At 67.5% G+C, this 16,916-nt stretch carries 13 protein-coding genes and 1 tRNA gene; 11 read left to right on the top strand and 3 right to left on the bottom strand.

The genetic code is table 11. The features are described 5' to 3' along the window. Positions 1-44: 44 nt before the first annotated feature. Both E3C22_RS12965 and E3C22_RS12970 read right to left on the bottom strand, forming a co-directional pair. Positions 45-1,841, bottom strand: a complete 1,797-nt coding sequence (locus E3C22_RS12965) for a TRAP transporter permease (protein WP_134762434.1) — start codon at positions 1,839-1,841, stop codon at positions 45-47. A 185-nt stretch (positions 1,842-2,026) separates the two neighbouring features. After that, complete coding sequence (locus E3C22_RS12970) at positions 2,027-2,992, bottom strand: TAXI family TRAP transporter solute-binding subunit (protein ID WP_134762435.1); 966 nt, start codon at positions 2,990-2,992, stop codon at positions 2,027-2,029. A gap of 639 nt (positions 2,993-3,631) precedes the next feature. Between E3C22_RS12970 and E3C22_RS12975 the strand changes: the two genes are divergently transcribed. Continuing rightward, positions 3,632-3,708: transfer RNA gene (locus E3C22_RS12975), tRNA-Arg, on the top strand. 686 nt (positions 3,709-4,394) lie between these two features. Then, positions 4,395-5,588 carry an L-tyrosine/L-tryptophan isonitrile synthase family protein gene (locus E3C22_RS12980; protein WP_134762436.1) on the top strand — a complete coding sequence of 398 codons (1,194 nt, stop codon included), beginning with the start codon at positions 4,395-4,397 and terminating at the stop codon, positions 5,586-5,588. A gap of 261 nt (positions 5,589-5,849) precedes the next feature. Here the strand turns inward: E3C22_RS12980 and E3C22_RS12985 are convergent, their stop codons facing one another. After that, positions 5,850-6,503, bottom strand: coding sequence for a FadR/GntR family transcriptional regulator (locus tag E3C22_RS12985; protein ID WP_245514977.1), 654 nt, complete (start codon positions 6,501-6,503; stop codon positions 5,850-5,852). A gap of 243 nt (positions 6,504-6,746) precedes the next feature. Between E3C22_RS12985 and E3C22_RS12990 the strand changes: the two genes are divergently transcribed. The 9 genes from E3C22_RS12990 to E3C22_RS13030 all read left to right on the top strand — a co-directional run bounded on the left by E3C22_RS12990 (position 6,747) and on the right by E3C22_RS13030 (position 16,696). Then, positions 6,747-7,736: an ABC transporter substrate-binding protein gene (locus tag E3C22_RS12990; protein ID WP_134762438.1), complete on the top strand. Its 990-nt coding sequence runs from the start codon at positions 6,747-6,749 to the stop codon at positions 7,734-7,736. Next, the gene (locus E3C22_RS12995) at positions 7,729-8,610 is read left to right on the top strand and encodes an ABC transporter permease (protein ID WP_206026949.1); all 882 of its coding nucleotides are present in this window, start codon (positions 7,729-7,731) and stop codon (positions 8,608-8,610) included. Before E3C22_RS12990 ends, E3C22_RS12995 begins: the two co-directional genes overlap by 8 nt. Then, positions 8,607-9,404 (top strand): ABC transporter ATP-binding protein, encoded by a 798-nt coding sequence (locus tag E3C22_RS13000; protein WP_134762439.1) that lies wholly within the window; start codon positions 8,607-8,609, stop codon positions 9,402-9,404. Before E3C22_RS12995 ends, E3C22_RS13000 begins: the two co-directional genes overlap by 4 nt. A gap of 7 nt (positions 9,405-9,411) precedes the next feature. Then, the gene (locus tag E3C22_RS13005; protein ID WP_134762440.1) at positions 9,412-10,167 is read left to right on the top strand and encodes an ABC transporter permease; all 756 of its coding nucleotides are present in this window, start codon (positions 9,412-9,414) and stop codon (positions 10,165-10,167) included. A gap of 33 nt (positions 10,168-10,200) precedes the next feature. Further along, positions 10,201-10,884 carry a fumarylacetoacetate hydrolase family protein gene (locus E3C22_RS13010; protein WP_134762441.1) on the top strand — a complete coding sequence of 228 codons (684 nt, stop codon included), beginning with the start codon at positions 10,201-10,203 and terminating at the stop codon, positions 10,882-10,884. Positions 10,885-11,116: 232 nt separating this feature from the next. Further along, the gene (locus tag E3C22_RS13015) at positions 11,117-12,778 is read left to right on the top strand and encodes an ABC transporter substrate-binding protein (RefSeq protein WP_134762442.1); all 1,662 of its coding nucleotides are present in this window, start codon (positions 11,117-11,119) and stop codon (positions 12,776-12,778) included. Positions 12,779-12,783: 5 nt separating this feature from the next. Continuing rightward, positions 12,784-13,749, top strand: coding sequence for an ABC transporter permease (locus E3C22_RS13020; RefSeq protein ID WP_280987695.1), 966 nt, complete (start codon positions 12,784-12,786; stop codon positions 13,747-13,749). Between the two features lie 38 nt (positions 13,750-13,787). After that, the gene (locus tag E3C22_RS13025; RefSeq protein WP_134762443.1) at positions 13,788-14,645 is read left to right on the top strand and encodes an ABC transporter permease; all 858 of its coding nucleotides are present in this window, start codon (positions 13,788-13,790) and stop codon (positions 14,643-14,645) included. Next, a complete protein-coding gene (locus tag E3C22_RS13030) occupies positions 14,642-16,696 on the top strand; it encodes an ABC transporter ATP-binding protein (RefSeq protein ID WP_134762444.1) in 2,055 nt (684 codons plus the stop codon). Before E3C22_RS13025 ends, E3C22_RS13030 begins: the two co-directional genes overlap by 4 nt. Positions 16,697-16,916: the final 220 nt, after the last annotated feature.

The following is a 16,916-nucleotide window of genomic DNA, read 5'->3' on the forward strand; positions in this document are numbered from 1 at the left end:
CGCTTCTCTCCGGCGGCCTTGTCGGGCCTGCCTCTGCGGCGATCTTAAAGCGGCGAAGGCATCAGGCAAATCGCCAGGCCGAGGGCGCCGAGGAGCGCCCTTTTCCACGGCGGCGATGGCGAGATCAGCCCGAAGGACAGGCACCAGAGGCCGATGGCGATCTGCAGGAAGGCTGCGAAGGCGGCGAGCGGGCGGTCGGCGAGATGGATGATCGACGGATTGAAGATCATCGCCAGCGGAATGACGTAGAGCCCGACCCCGAGCCGCATCGCCGAGGCGGCGACCTTCAGCCAGTTTTCCCCGGCCATGCCGGCGGCGATGAACACGGCGCCGCAGACCGGCGGCGTGATGGTCGAGAGCAGCGCGAACCAGAAGACGAAGAGATGGGCGAGCAGCGGCTCGATGCCGAGATGCTGGAGCGCCGGCCCGGCCACGGTGACGCAGATGACATAGGCGGCGGTGGTCGGCACCTCCATGCCGAGAAGGATGCAGGCGAGCGCCGTCAGGAGCAGCGCCGGGACGAGCGATTCGCCGGCAAGCGCCAGGATCGCCGAGGTCACCTTCACCCCGAGCCCGGTCATGCCGAGGACGCCGACGACGATCGAGGCGCAGATGATGATCGCGGCGATCACCGCGATCTGCCGCCCCGCCTCCATCGCGGCGACCGCCGCCCGCTGAAGGAAGCGCCGCGGCGAAAAGCTGAAGGCCGCATCGAAGAACAGCAGGATCACGCCTGCGAGGATGGCGAGACAGGCAGCATATTGCGGCGTCACGCCGGCGCCGAACATTGCATAGAGGAGGACGCTGAAGGGCACCAGGAAGAACAGCGTGGTGATCACCACCAGCCGCGGCTTCGGCCGGTCGGCATCCTCCATCGCCGCGAGGTCGTAGCGCCGGGCGAAGAGATCGATGCCGATCCAGACCGTCAGGAAATAGAGGATCGCCGCCGGCAGCGCCGCGAGGATGATCTCGCCATAGGGCGTGCCGGTGAGCTCCACCATGACGAAGGCGCCGGCGCCCATCAGCGGCGGCATGATCTGGCCGCCCGAGGAGGCGACCGCCTCGACGGCGCCCGCCAGCGCCTTCGGATAGCCGAGCCGCTTCATCGCCGGGATGGTGACGGCGCCGGTCGAGGCGACGTTCGCCGAGGCCGAGCCGGAGATCGAGCCGAACATCGCCGAGGAGAGCACCGAGACCTTGCCCGCGCCGCCCCTCAGGCGCCCGGCCGCCGCCGAGGCGAGGTTCATGAAGCCCTGCCCCGCCTCGCCGGCATTCAGCACCGCGCCGAGAATGACGAAGATCGCGACGATCGACACCGACACCCCGGTGAGCGAGCCCCAGAGGCCGCCCTCGGTGATGGTCATCGTCCCGAGGAAGCTGGCGAGCGGAAAGCCGGGATGGCCGTATTCGCCGGGAATGTACTGGCCGAACAGGCCATAGGCGAGGCAGGTCGCGGCCACCAGCGGCAGCGGCCAGCCGATCGAGCGGCGGGCGGCCTCCAGAGCGACGGCGACAAGCGCGATGGCGATGGCGAGCTGCAGCGGCGTGTCGAGAAAGCCGTACTGGTCCGACAGAGCGTCGGCATTCAGCGCCACATATAGGCAGCCGATCTCGCCGATGGCGAGGAACAGCCAGCCGGAGAGAGCGTCGAGCCGCGAGCGGGCGGCGAAGACGAACAGCCAGGGCAGCGCCAGCGCCATGTGCAGCGGCCGGGCGACCAGCGCCGGCACCAGCCCGGAAAACACCAGCGCCAGATGGAAGGCGACGGAGACGACGCCGAGCCCCTGCCAGACGAGGCGCCGGGGCGCCGAAACCCCGGCGTCGGCGGTTGTGAGACTCATGCCGCCGCTCCGGGGCTGAATTCAGCCCGGACGCACCGGGAAGGCGCCGGTCGGCAGGGGTCGAAGGTGCGGAAGAGGAACACGGGCGGACGGGTACGCGGCAATGTGAGGAATGGCAGGTCGCCCCGCCCGATTCGATGGTCACCGGCATGGCGGCGGAACGACGCCCGCCGCCATGCGAAAGCTTACTGTTTCAGCGTGTCCGGCACGGCGACGCCCGCCTCCTCGTAATAGCGAAGGGCGCCCGGGTGAAGCTTCACCCCGCCCTCGGCGAGGAGTTCCGGATCGACCGCTTTCCACCAGCGCGATTCGCCGGCGAGCGCTGCCTTTTCCTCCCAGAATGTCTTGGTCAGGAGATAGGCGGTGTCGTCGCTCATCGCCGTCGTCGAGAAGGCGAAGACCGGCAGCGAGGTGGTGACCGTGTCGGTATCGACCCCGGCATAGGTGCCGGCGGGGATGACCTGGCGGCTGCGGCCGGTCTTCTCGACCTCGGCGTCGCTCAGGGACAGAAGCGCGATCGAGCCGCCGGCGGACGCCTCGATGACGTTCGGCGCCGGGAAGGATCCGGCGGTGACGAAGCCGTCGATCTGGCCGTTCTTCAGCGCATCGGCGGCATTGCCGAGTTCGGCGTCGGCGACGGTGACGGAATCCTTCAGGCCGAAGAGATCGAGATATTTCTCACCCTCGGTGGCGCCGAAGCTGCCCTTGCCGAGAAGGATGGTCTTGCCCTTGAGGGCGGAGAGGTCGTGCGCCTCGCCGCCACCGGCGACGATGAAATGCATGGTCAGCGACGGGATCGGGAACAGCGCCCGGATCTCGGCAAAGCGCGGATTGGGCCGCTTTTCGAAGGGGCCCTTGCCGGCAGCCGCCGCCGAGACCAGCCCCGGCGGGGCGGTGAAGACGTAGTTGCCGGCGCGCGCCGCGGCTTCCATGACGTTCTGGACCGAGCCCTGGCTCTCCTCGACGGTGAGGATCGCCTCGCCCTTGCTGCCTGCCTTCACCGCATTGGCGAGCTCGACGCCCATCTGGTAGTAGGACGTGCCGCTTTTCGCCGATTTGTAGGCGATGCGCTCCTCGGCGCCGGCGGTTCCGCCGAGCGCGACGAGGACGGCGAGACTGGCCGCAAGGCCCGCGACGATCGTTGTCTTCATTTTCTGGTTTCCTCCCCCTGATGCCGCGGCTTCGGGCCGCCTTTCGAGAGCGCCGCGCCCAAAGGACGCGCGAAGGACGCTCCAACTCCTTGGATCGACGCATCCAGCGGTTCGAAAATCGATTCCGATTGTCCGGCCGATGCCGTCGTGCCGCCCTGTCTCGGCGGCGCGCCCCGGCTTGTCAATCCTTTGGCGGCTGCCGGCGGGCGCCGACAAGCCCCCCGGCGCCCGGCTGCTCGCTGGGCGCGATCAAGTCCGGGTCGCTCGCCGCCATTCGCCGCGACCGTGGCCCGGCGCGCCGGCCATGTCATCCGCCGGCCGGTGGGCAGCGAAGCCACCCACTCCCGACGGCATCGGCCCGAAATCGGAATCGATTTTCGGAAAGCACGATGCGGTGAATGAGCTGGCGCGGTCTTTATGCGTCCTGCCGGACCTAAGACGCGCCAGCCGGCCGGCGCGCCGGCCACTTCGAGCCCGCAGCATTTTGGCGCAGAGCAGCCGCGGGGCAGGCAGGGCTTCGAGACGGCCGGATGCCGGAAGATTGCAGATCGATGACGAAAGGGTGCTTGCAATCGCAGCCTCGAGCGGCTACCTAGCGCGCCAACGAGGACGGCCATTCGATCGTCGCTCGCTTCAAGGGCGCCCGTAGCTCAGCTGGATAGAGCACCAGACTACGAATCTGGGGGTCAGAGGTTCGAATCCTTTCGGGCGCGCCATTCTTTTCAATGACTTGATGCGATACCATGCAGCCTGCGCAGCCTGATGGGCTGCGGCGGCATTCCGCCGAACGTCGGGAGCAAGTCCCGTCGGCTGGCGCGCCGCCTTACTGCCGGCGAAACATCCCTGGTCTCGACAGGCACCGGGAAAGACCGGTGACCCTTTCGCGCAGATGGCGCACGAGACCGGTGCAACGCAGTCACCGGGCGGCCCTCTCGGGGCGACCTTTACGCGAGGGAATTTCTTCGACGTCGCAGCCAACTCGCTGAAGCAGCCAGTTCACCGAGCGAGCTCGGCGCCCTTTCCGGCACGCCCTTGAATAAGCCGTATGGCGTGTGGCGGACGTCTTTGACGTCAGCCAGTCTGGGCGTCTATCGTTCTATAAGATGATTATCTTTCTACCATATGATTCCCGGTCGCGTCGGGCCGGCGGACCTCACCTTGCAGATCGCGCAGATCGCCGCTTCCCGACAATCTGCACAGTCCCTCGCCCGGCGAGTGATGCACGACACAGCGCGCCGCGACGGGCGGCCGTACATCTGATCCAGCATTCACCGGGACAGCTTGGCCCGGTGCCGGGCCCGAGACGCGGGCCTGCCGCCAAGACGCCGTGGCTTCGGCCACACCGCCCGATCCGGCTTGCCGGACCAGATCTCGTCAGCTCACTTGCAGAGGAACCCGTCCCATGAACTACAGCGCACCGTCCTACATCGACGTTGGCCGCGATGGCGAAGCCATCAGCGACGCTCGGCTCAGCTTCATCGACGCATGGCCCGAGGAGGATCCCCGCCTTCAGCCCCAGAGGTCGCGGCCGGCCGGACCGGAAGACGAGAAGATGGTCGCCGAATGCGTCCATATCCGCCGCCTCGACTGGGAGGCCTTCCAGAAGAAGACCGCCGACAAGCCGGTTCACGAGCGCGTCTTCGACCTGATCAACCACCGCACGATCCAGTTCAACTCCCGCAGCCGCTTCGCCGAGAGCGAGATCTGGAAGGGCCGGATCCAGGACGCGGTCGAGAAGGGCGAGCCGGTCTCGATCCTGCTGCCGGTCTTCTGCGTCATCCGCAATCCGGTGAAGCGGCTGCAGCTCACGGTGCCGACGACTGCCGAGGAGGTCTCGCTCCGGCACATGGCGAACATCGCCGAGATGATCCGCCAGATCTATCCGGCGGGAGCCGTCTTCCATCTGATCACCGACAGCACCTTCTACGGCCTGCCCTTCGGCGTCACCGCGGTCGAGGCGCTCCACTATGTCGAGCTTCTGCGCAAGATGGTCGAGAAGATCGGCTGCACCGACACGATCAAGCTCTACGACATGGCGCAGATCCTGTCCGGCCGCTTCGAGGAGTTCCAGCAAAGCTTCGAGCACTGGTCGGCGCGCTTTCACGCCGATCCCTTCGCCGACGGGCTCAGCCCGGAATCCTACGACGTCTGGCTGGCCAGCATGGCGGCGAGCATCAACACCGCCAAGCGCCAGCTGGACTATGACGCGCTTCGCCAGCAGTTCAGCGGTTCGGGCGCCGGCGAGGCGACCGACGAGCTGCAGCGCAGGGCGCGGGCGGGGCTCGCCGAATATAGGGCGCTGAAGGCCGCCGCGGCGGACCTGAAATGGGAGGAGCAGTTCTTCCCCAATTCGGTGCGCGCGACGATCCACACCAAGGGCATCCCCGTCCTCGGCCTGCGGCTCTATCCGGAGTACAAGCTCAGATCGAACCTCCTGCCCTATCACGGCATCGGCGTCGTCCGCTTCGGCCCGAAATACCAGCTGCACTACATGACCGTCGAACCCGAGATGTTCGTCTGCGGCCGCAGCGAGTTCACCCGCATCACCGACGAAAACGGCTACACGCTGCATTATCTGGAAGACCGCCCCGCGTGACGGAGCATGGGGACGGCGGGCGGCCGCAGCTGCCGCCCGCGTTTGGACCTCCCACCAAAATTCCCGTGCCTCCGCTCGCCCCCGCCGGCTCCCCCGGCGGGGGCTTCGGCTTGTCGGCCGCCTGCCGCGACGCCGCCACCGCCGATCAACGGCGCGGGCGCTACAGCATCGGCCTGAAATCGGGATCAGGCTTTCAGCTCAAGTCCTTTGTTTACGCAGCGGATTTTACGAAAACCGACATCCGCTTTTCGATCCGATGCTCTATGAGGCGGCGTCGTGGTGGCGCGCGATCAGACGATCCTGGACGTGCTGCAGATGCCGGCGCATGGCGTTCGCCGCCGCCACCAGGTTGCGGTCTTCGATGGCGTCGACGATGGCGTCGTGATCGGCGAAGCTGTGATGGTCGGGCGGCGGAACGGTCTGTTCGCTGCGCAGCCGGCCCCAGACCACCGTGCGCCGCACCGCGTTGATCGTGTCGAACACGGCGAGCAGCAGGGCGTTGCCGCCGGCCTCGGCGATCGCCCGGTGCAATCGGTTGTCCCAGTTCTCGTAGTGGCGCCAGGTCTCGGCGAGGCGGGAATTCTCGGCGCAGTGCCGCAAGGTGGCGATGTCCTCCGCCGTCGCGTGCAGCGCCGCCTCCCGCGCCAGTTCCGGCTCGATCACCAGCCGCGCCCGCATCACCTCGGCCGGATTGGTCTGCTTGGCGATGACCGCGACGCTGTCGATCTCCGCGACCGGGCGGGTGCCGGTGAAGGTGCCCTTGCCGACATGGCGCCACAGCTCCCCCTGCTCCTCCAGGACGGCCAGCGCCTTGCGCAGGTCGCCGCGCGAAACGCCGAGGCTTTCGCAGAGATCGCGCTCCGGCGGCAGGCGCGAATTGGCCGCATAGTCCTGCTGCGCCAGGAACGCCCGCAGCTGGACGAGGGCGCTGCGGCCGCCGTCGCGCTCGTCGGCGGCATGGCCCGCCTGCCGGTCTTCACCGCCGCCAGCGGCGAAGTCGAGCGATGCCGGGCTAGGCGATGCTGAATTGGACAATTGTCGATTCCACCTTGATCATTGAACCAATATGCCTTAACCAATTCGACATTGGCAAGAGAACGACCCGTCAAGAGGTCGATTGAGGCACCCCTCGAATCGAACGCCATTGGGAGGAACATCATGGGTATATTGGAGCGCGCGGCAAAGGCCGTCGCGACGGGGCTCGTCGTCGCGACGATCGGTCTCGGCAGCAGTGCCGCCTTGGCGCAGGAAAAGGTTCGCGTCGCCCTCGGCGACGTCGTCAGCGTCGAGACGCTGGCCTTTCTGGTCGCCCTCGACCGGGCCAAGGACAAGGGGCTCGACTACGAGCTGACCTCCTTCGCCGAGGAGGAGCTGGCGATCCAGGCGCTGGTCGGCGGCCAGGCGGATATCGGCGTCGGCACCCCCTACACCATCATCCAGAAGGCCAAGGTGCCGCTGCGCGCGGTGTTCCAGATGTCGCGGCTGGTGTTCTTCCCGGTCGCCGCCAACAAATACCAGAGCTGGAAGGATCTGGACGGCCAGCCCTTCACCTTCCATGCGCGGGGCACCGGGACCGAGGCGATCGGCGACATCATCGCCGCCAAGGAGGGCATCAGCTTCGGCCAGCGCTCCTACGTGCCGGGATCGGAAAACCGCATCATCGCGATGATGAACGGCACGATCGACGCCACCATCGTCGATCTCGCCAACAAGAACCTCTTGATGGCAAAGGCCGGCGACAAGTTCCATGTCCTGCCCGGCCTCGACGCCAAGCCGAGCGACGAGTTGGTCTTCGCCTCGCAGAAATGGCTGGACGAGAATTCCGACAAGGCGGACATCCTCGTTACCGAACTTCTGCGCACCTGGCAGGAGATGAACGACGATCCCTCGATCATCGAGACCGAGCGCGAGAAGCGCAATCTTCTCGCCGACCAGCCGAAGGAGATCCTCGACGAGGTGACGCCCTTCTACAAGGAAGGCGTCGAGAACGGCCTGTTCGATCCGCAGGGCGGCATGGACGCCGCTAAGGCCGACTTCGACTTCTACACCAAGGCGGGGCAGCTCGAAGGGCCGGCCGACAGCCTGAAGGTCGAGGACTTCTGGGATCTCGAACCCCTGAAGCACGCCGCAGAGCAGCTCGGTGGCTGAGCATCCGAACCAGCTTGAGGTGGAGCCGGCAGGCTTCGCCCTTGCCCGGGAGCGATCTGCCGGAGGGCCGTCCCGCAAGGGGGCCCTCCTCGATCGCAGGCCGGGCGCCGCCACCCGCTTCTTCACCCATCCGGTGACGCTTCGGATCGTCTCGGCGGCGGCGCTCTGCCTCGCCTGGCAGTGGGCGGGAACGGTACCGATCAGCCCGGCCTTTCCGACCTTCACCGAGACCATGGCCGCCCTCTGGGCGATGCTCGCCGACGGCTCGCTCTTCGCCGCCTTCGCCATCACCCTGCAGCCGCTCCTCATCGGCCTGGTCGTCTCGGCGATCCTCGGCGTCGCGGTCGGCGTCGCGATGGGTCTCGACGAAAGGGCGGAATGGTTCGCCTCGCCGATCTTCATCGTCGCCCAGGCGGCGCCCCTCGCCGCGCTGATTCCGCTGATCGTCTTCGCCTACGGCATCGGGCTGACCTCGAAGACGCTGGTCGTCTGCATCATGGCGATGCCGGTGATCGTCCTGAACTCCTTCGCGGCGGTCCGCCATACGCCGGTCTCTTTGACCGAGATGGGCCGCTCGTTCCTGGCGCCCCGCCGCAAGGTGATCAGCCGGATCATCCTGCCGGCGGCGAGCCCGGTGATCTTCGCCGGCCTTCGTCTCGGCTGCGCCTCCGGCTTCATCGGCGCGATCCTCGCCGAACTGCTGATCACGCCGACCGGCGTCGGCGATATCATCACCTACAGCCGCTCGATCGCCGACTACCCGTCGATGTATGCGGCAATCCTCTCGATCATCGTCTTCTCCGTCGTCTTCATCGAGGCGATCGAACAGGCGGAAGTCATCCTGTTTCGTCCCGAAAAGCGAGCTTCGCCGTGAACGCCCCCATCGCCCTCACCGCGGCACGCCCGGTCACCGATTCCGTCGTCGAGGTCCGCAACCTCGACAAGATCTACGCCGGCACGGTGCAGGCGCTGAAGGACATTACCGTCGACTTCCCGCGCGGCCAGCTGACCTCGCTGCTCGGTCCCTCCGGTTGCGGCAAGACCACCCTGCTCAAGATCATCGCCGGCCTGTTGCCGGCGAGCGCCGGCGAGGTGCGGGTCAACGGCAAGGTCGTCTCCGGCCCCGGCCCGGAACGCGCCTTCGTCTTCCAGGACTTCGCGCTGATGCCCTGGGCGAGCGTCATCAAGAACGTCACCTTCGGCCTCGAGATGCGCGGCATGGCCAAGGCCGAACGCGAGGAGATCGCCCGCCGCTCGATCGCCAGGGTCGGGCTCGCCGGCTTCGAGAACCGCTATCCGCACGAACTCTCCGGCGGCATGCGCCAGCGCGTCGGGCTCGCCCGGGCACTTTGCGTCGATGCCGACGTGGTGATGATGGACGAGCCCTTCTCGGCCGTCGACGAGCAGAACCGCCGCAAGTTCCAGGAGGAGCTGCTCACCCTCGTCGCGCAGGAGAAGAAGACCTTCATCTTCGTCACCCATTCGATCGAGGAGGCGGTCTACGTCTCCGACCGGATCGTGCTGCTGTCGCCGCGTCCGGGGCGCATCGCCGAGATCATCGAGCCGGACATCAACCGCGATGGCGACACCGAGGCGATCCGGCGCCATCCGGTCTATCTCGATACCGTCGATGCCATCTGGTACTCGCTCAAAACCTATCTGGACTGAGGCCGCCATGATCGTTTTCGGACGCCGTATCCCGATGGTCGCCTCGCTCCTTCTGTGGGCGATCCTCTGGGAAATCATCGGCCAGTTGCAGGTCACCATCCTGCTGCCGCCGCTGTCGAGTGTCGTCATGCGGCTCTTCGAGATCGTGCCGACGGCCTCCTTCATGTCGGCGCTCGGCGTGACGGCCTACGCATTCATCGTCGGAAACGTCATCGCGATCGCCGTCGGTGTTCCCCTCGGCATCCTGATGGGCCGCTCGGTGATCGCCGACCGGCTGTTCCTGCCCTGGGTGAACCTCTTCCTTTCGGCACCGCTCACCGCTCTGGTGCCGGTGATCATGGTGATCTTCGGCCTCGGCCAGACGACGATCATCCTGACCGTCGTCCTGTTCGCGATCTGGATCATCGTCCTCGACGCCCGGGCCGGCGTGCGCTCGATCTCGCCCTCGCTGGTCGAGATGGCGCACAGCTTCGGGGCGAACCGTCTCCAGGCCTTCACCCGGATCTATCTCTGGGCGGCGCTGCCGGAGATCCTCGCCGGCATCAGGCTCGGCGTCATCCGGGCGGTCAAGGGCGTCATCATCGGCCAGCTCCTCGTCTCCATCGTCGGCTTCGGCGCGCTGTTCAAGCTCTACGGCTCGCGCTTCCTGATGGAGCATTTCTGGACGGCGCTGCTCGTCCTCTTCGCCCTCGCCTTCATCCTCGCGGAAAGCCTCGCCTGGCTCGAGCGCCGCGTCGACTTCTATGCCGCAAGCCGCGGCTGACCCTTCACCACGACAAGAGGAATCGATAGCACGATGTCACACGTCTTCACGCCGGCGCCGGTCCCCGCCATCAAGGTCCGCGGCACGAGCGACACCTTCCCGGTAAGGCGCGTCTACTGCGTCGGGCGCAACTATGCCGACCACGCCATCGAGATGGGCCACGACCCCGACAAGGAGCCGCCCTTCTTCTTCCAGAAGAACCCGGACAATCTCACCACCGACGGCGTCTTTCCCTATCCGACGCAGAGCTCGGACGTCCATTTCGAGATCGAACTCGTCGTCTGTCTCGGCAAGGGCGGCGCCGACATTTCCACCGAGGACGCGCTCGACCACGTCTACGGCTACGCCGTCGGCCTCGACATGACCCGCCGCGACCTGCAGGGCGTCGCCAAGAAGATGGGCCGCCCCTGGGAGATCGGTAAGGCGTTCGAGAAATCCGCTCCGATCTCCGAGATCGTGCCGGCCAGCGAGATCGGTCATCCGGATGCCGGTGCGATCTGGCTGAAGGTGAATGGCGAGACCCGCCAGGACGGCGACCTCAACCAGATGATCTGGAAGACCGCCGAGGCGATCTCCTATCTCTCGACCCTCTTCACCCTCGCCCCCGGCGACGTGATCATGACCGGCACCCCCGCGGGCGTCGGCGCGGTCACCAGGGGCGACAAGCTCGAAGGGCATGTCGACGGGATCGGCGACCTCTCCGTCACCGTCGCCTGACGGCGGCCGCCGCGGCGGCTCAGGCAGGGCGGTCAGGCAGGGCGGTCCGCGGCATTCCCGCCGCTGTCCTGCCCGACCGGCGCCGCCCGCGGCTACAGCGTCCGCGGCAGTATCCGCGGCCGCCGATGGCCGTGGTCGCTCCTTCGACTCCGACGCGAAACGAGGCGAAAACGCTTCCCCTCTGGCACGAAACTTGATTGTATCAGGTTCGAACCAATCGGGGGTCGACGCCATGTCTCGCATCATCAGGCATCTTGATCAGTGGCGGCTCGGCCGCACCGATCTTGAGAACCACGTCATCGACGAATTGTTGGGCGGCCGGCTCGATCGCCGCTCGTTTCTGCGGCATGGCAGCCGGGTCGGCCTCTCCCTGGCAGTGATGGCCGCGGCGCTGAAGACCACCGGCCTCGATCCGATCGGCCGCGCCATGGCGCAGACCGGCAAGCCCGGCGGCACCGCCCGCATCGCACTGATCGCCCCCTCCGGCAGGATCGACCCTGTCACCGTCGCCGACCAGTACGGCCTCCTCGTGCTGCAGCAGGTCGGCGACTTCCTCGTCCTCGACGGGCCGGATCTCGTCCTGAAGCCGATGCTCGCCACCGAATGGTCGCCGAACGACGACGGCACGGTGTGGACCTTCAAGCTGCGCGACGACGCCAAGTTCCACGACGGCCGGACGATGACGGCGGACGACGTCGTCGCCTCGATCGACCGGCTCGCCGACCCCGCCAACGGCTCCAACGCCCTCTCGGCCTTCAAGGGTGTCCTGTCGAAGGGCGGCGCGAAGAAGGTCGACGACCACACCGTCGAGTTCCATCTCGACGCGCCGAACGGCAACTTCCCCTATTACGTCTCCTCCGACAATTACAACGCCATCATCCTGCCGGCGGACTATTCCGGCGACTTCGAAACGAAGATGAACGCCACCGGCCCCTTCATCCTCGAGAAATACACCCCGAAGGTCGGCGCCAGCTTCGTCAGGAATCCCGACTACTGGGGCGGCGCGCCGCTGCTCGACCGGGTCGAGCTCAGCTTCTACGCCGACCAGCAGCCGCAGGTGCTGGCGCTGCTCGGCGGCCAGGTCGACATCGTCCAGCAGGTCACCGTCCAGGGCTCCCAGAGCCTGTTCGACAATCCCGCGGTCGAGATCATCCGGCTCGCCTCGAACGCCCATCGCGAGATCCACATGAAGTGCCAGTCGGGGCCGTTTGCCGACAAGCGGGTGCGCCAGGCGATGGCGCTCACCCTCGACCGGCCACGGCTGGTGCAGGGCCTCTTCCGCGGCATGGCCGAGGTCGGCAACGACTCGCCCTTCGCGCCGATCTTTCCCTCCACCGACAAGACCGTCGAGCAGCGGGCGAAGGACATCGAAAAGGCCAAGCAGCTGATGGGCGAGGCCGGAACGAGCGGCTTCGACGTCACCTTCACGACGATGCAGATCCAGGAACTGCCGGCGCTGGCGAGCCTGATCAAGAACGCCGCCGCCGAAATCGGCATCAATGTGACGCTGAAGATCGAGGATTCCGGCGCCTATTACGGCGATGCGGTTCCCGGCAAGTCGGACTGGCTGGACTCCGAATTCGGCATGACCGACTACGGCCATCGCGGCGTTCCCAACGTCTTCCTCGCCGCGCCGCTGAAGAGCGACGGCACCTGGAACGCCGCGAATTTCCAGAATGCCGACTACGACAAGCTCGCCTCGGACTATGTCGCGGCGCTCGATCTCGACGCCCAGAAGGAGGTCGCCGGCAAGATCCAGCGCCTGCTCCTCGACGAGACGCCGATCATCTACCCGTATTTCTACGACTATCTGACGGCCGCCTCGCCCAACATGAAGAATGTCCAGCCGACGGCGATGGGGCAGATCTTCCTGCAGACCGCCTCCGTCGGCTGAGTCCCGTGAAGTCGGCATTCGGCCGCTTCCTGCTGCGTCGGCTGGGCCTCAGCCTGCTAACGCTGTGGCTGGTCAGCGTCGTGGTCTTTCTCGGCGCGCAGGTCCTGCCCGGCGATCCCGGCCGGGCGATCCTCGGGCCGCTCGCCGATGCGCGGGCGGTCGCGGCGCTGAATGCCGAGCTCGGTGCCGACCGCCCGCCGGTGGAGGTCTACGTCTCCTGGGTCGGCAACATGCTCGAGGGCGACATGGGCCAGTCCTATTCCTATCGCGCCCCTGTCGCCCCCTTCGTCGGCGATGCCCTCGTCAAGTCGCTGAAGCTCGTCGCGGTGATCTTCGTCATCGTTGTGCCGCTCGGCATCGGCGGCGGCGTCCTCGCGGCGCTGAATGCCGGCAGGCCGCTCGACAGGATCATCTCGGTGGCGAGCCTTTCCCTCACCGTCATTCCGGAATTCGTCTCGGCGATCGCCCTGATCCTCGTCTTCGCGGTGATCCTCAGGTGGCTGCCGCTCTCGGCCACCTGGCCGGACGGCGCCGGCCCGCTCGTCCAGATCGAGCATCTGATCCTGCCGGCGCTGCCGCTGGTGATCGTGCTCTTCGGCTACATCGCCCGGATGGCCCGTGCCGGCACCATCGAGGCGCTGTCCTCGGACTACACCCGCACCGCGATCCTCAAGGGCCTGCCCTGGCGGACCGTGCTGACCCGCCACGTCCTGCGCAACGCGCTGGTGCCGACGATCGCGGTGGTCGCGGCGCAGACCGGCTATGCCCTCGGCGGCCTCGTCGTCGTCGAGACGCTGTTCCGCTATCAGGGGATCGGCAATCTCGTCCTCGGAGCGGCGAAAGCGAAGGACTTCGCCATGCTGCAGGCCGGCATCCTGACCATCGGCGCCTTCTTCATCGTCGCGACCTTCGTCGCCGACTGCCTGACGGTGATGCTCAATCCGCGGCTGCGGGCGGAGCTCGCCCGGTGAGCGCCGCCCCGCAAACCGCCGCCTCGGATCCAGCGGCCATGGAAACCGCTGCGCCGGCGCCCGCCATCTCCAAGGAACACTCGACGCTCGGCCTGCTCCTGCGCAGCCCGACCTTCCTCACCGGGGCGGCGATCGTCCTCTTCTGGGCCTTCTGCGCCGCCTTCGCGCCGTCCTTCGTGCCCTATGATCCGCTCGCCGACGATCTTCTCAACACCCTCGCCCCGCCCTCAGCCGAACACTGGTTCGGCACCGACCAGATCGGCCGCGACGTGTTCTCCCGCGTCCTCGTCGGAGCCCGCGACATCCTCACCGTGGCGCCGCTGGCGACCCTGCTCGGCACCGCGCTCGGCACCGCCGTCGGCCTCCTCATGGGCTATTTCGGCGGCTGGACCGATGCCATCATCGGCCGGCTGATCGAGGTGATGCTGTCGCTGCCGCTGATCATCGTCGCGCTGATGGTGCTCGTCGCCCTCGGCCCCTCGACGCCGACGGTGGTCGTCGTCGTCGGCCTCGTCTTCACCCCGCTCGTCGCCCGCACGGTGCGCGCCGCGGTGCTGTCGGAGCGCCATCTCGACTATGTGCCGGCGGCGGCGGTGCGCGGCGAAGGCTGGCTGCACGTCATGTTCGTCGAGATCCTGCCGAATATCTGGCCGCCGATCATCGTCGAGACCACGGTCCGGCTCGGCTATGCGATCTTCACCATCGCCTCGCTCTCCTTCCTAGGCTTCGGCGTCCAGCCGCCCTCGCCCGACTGGGGCCTTGCCATCGCCGAGAATTACGGCGTCCTCGTCGGCGGCTTCTGGTGGACGGTGGTGCCGGCGACGGTCGCCACCGCCTCGCTGGTGGTCGGGGTAAACCTCGCCGCCGAAGGCCTGCAGCGGGCGCTGGCCGAATGAGCGCGCTCGCCGAAGCCCCGCACCAAGAGGCCGCGTCTGGCGCCTCCCCGGCCCTCGAACTCGGCGGCCTCAGCGTCACATATCGGGTCAGGGGCCGCGACCTGCCGGTGCTCTCCGACGTCAGCCTGACCATCGCCCGCGGCGAGGCCTATGGCCTCGTCGGCGAATCCGGCTCCGGCAAGTCGACCGTCGCCCTCGCCGTCCAGCGCGTGCTGCCGCCGAACGGCCGGATCTCGGCCGGTCATGCCAGCATTGCCGGCAAAGACGTCGCCACCCTCGGCGCGGCGGCGCTCCGCCAGATGCGCGCCCACGACGTCGCCATGGTGTTTCAGGATCCCGGCAAGGCGCTCAACCCCTCGCTCACCATCGGCCGCCAGATCGCCGAGGTGTTCGAGCTCCTCGGCGCCTCGCGCTCCGAGGCCCTGGAGCGCGGCGAGGCGATGCTCGGTCGGGTGCGGATCTCCGATCCGTCCCGCGTGATGGCGAGCTTTCCCCATCAGCTCTCCGGCGGCATGCAGCAGCGCGTCGTCATCGCCATGGCGCTGGCCAAGGATCCGGCGCTGCTGATCCTCGACGAGCCGACCACCGGCCTCGACGCCACCATCGAGGCCGAGGTGCTCGACCTCGTCGATTCGCTGCGCCAGGAATTCGGCGCCGCGGTCCTGTTCATCAGCCACAACCTCGCGGCCGTCGCTTCGCTCTGCAACCGCGTCGGCGTGCTCTATGCCGGCAAGCTCGTCGAGGAGGGGCCGGCCCGGGCGCTGTTTTCCGAGCCCCGCCACCCCTATACCGCAGGGCTCCTGCGCTGCCTGCCGCGGGCGGGCTTCAAGGGCGGCCCGGCGCTCGACAACATTCCGGGCTTTCCGCCGGTTCCCGGCTCGATCACCGCCGGCTGCGTCTTCGCCCCGCGCTGCGGCCTCGCCGAGGAGCGCTGCCGAACCGAGGCTCCGCCGCTCTCCGACGTCGGGCCGGGGCGCGGCAGCCGCTGCCATTTCCACGACCGGGTGGACGCGCTGCCGCGGATGAGCGAGGCGCCGCCGGTCACCACCCCCGAGCGTGGACCGGACGTCGAGCCGGTGCTGGCGATCGAGCATCTGTCGAAGACCTACCAGCTGCCCGGCAACCGCCGCGTCCAGGCGCTGCGCGACGTCTCCCTCAGCCTCGCTCCTGGCGAGACACTCGGCCTCGTCGGCGAGAGCGGCTCCGGCAAGTCGACCCTCGCCAATCTCATCCTCGGCCTTGTCGAACACGATGCCGGCGGCGCGATCCGGCTCGACGGGGCGGAGATTCCGGCAAGCGTCCACCAGCGGCCGCGGGATGTCGTCAAGGCGATCCAGATCATCTTCCAGAACCCGGATTCGGCGCTGAACCGCGCCCATACGGTGAAGCACCTCATCGGTCGGGCCGTCGAGCGGCTCGCCGGCCTCAGCGGCAAGGCGCGGACGGCCCGCGTCACCCAGCTGCTCGAGGCGGTCCGCCTGACGAAGCGCCAGCTTCCCGCCAGGCCGCGCCAGCTTTCCGGCGGCATGAAGCAGCGCGTCGCTGTGGCCCGAGCGTTTGCCGCCGATCCGCGGGTCATCGTCTGCGACGAGCCGACCTCGGCTCTCGACGTCTCGGTGCAGTCGGCGATCCTCAACCTCCTCACCGAGCTCCAGGCCGAGCGGCAGGTGAGCTACATCCTGATCTCCCACGATCTCGGCGTCGTCCGGCATCTGTCGGACCGGATCGCGGTGATGTATCTCGGCCGGCTGATGGAGATCGGCGCGGCTAAGAGCGTCCTGAAGGGCCCGCATCACCCCTATACCGAGGCGCTGCTCTCGGCGGCGCCCACGGTGACCGGCGAGCGCGGCACGCGCATCCGGCTGGAGGGCCAGATTCCGAGCCCGGTCAATCCGCCGACCGGCTGCGTCTTCAACACCCGCTGTCCCCGCAAGTTCGGGCCGATCTGCGAGACCGACGAACCGCCGCTCCTCGACGATCCCGACGGCCACGCCATCCGCTGCCACCTGCCGAGGGACAGGCTCGGCCACGCGGCGGCTGGCGCGGCGTAAGGCGAAAGAGCATCGATATCGACAGAGCGGCACGGCCGCTCCCGAGACATCCGCGCGAAGCTGGCGCCCTGTCACCCCCTCTGTCCTGCCGGACATCTCCCCCTCAAGGGCAGGCGAATCGCATATGGCCGGCGGTGATTTGAAGCTGATCGGGCTTGCGGTTTTGGCTCTGATTGATTCTGGAAGCATCCATGGAGATGTCCCGTGGAGGCGAAGATGG

Origin of the sequence: Jiella endophytica (assembly GCF_004519335.1) — a bacterium.
In the GTDB taxonomy this organism is placed as follows: Bacteria; Pseudomonadota; Alphaproteobacteria; order Rhizobiales; family Rhizobiaceae; genus Jiella; species Jiella endophytica.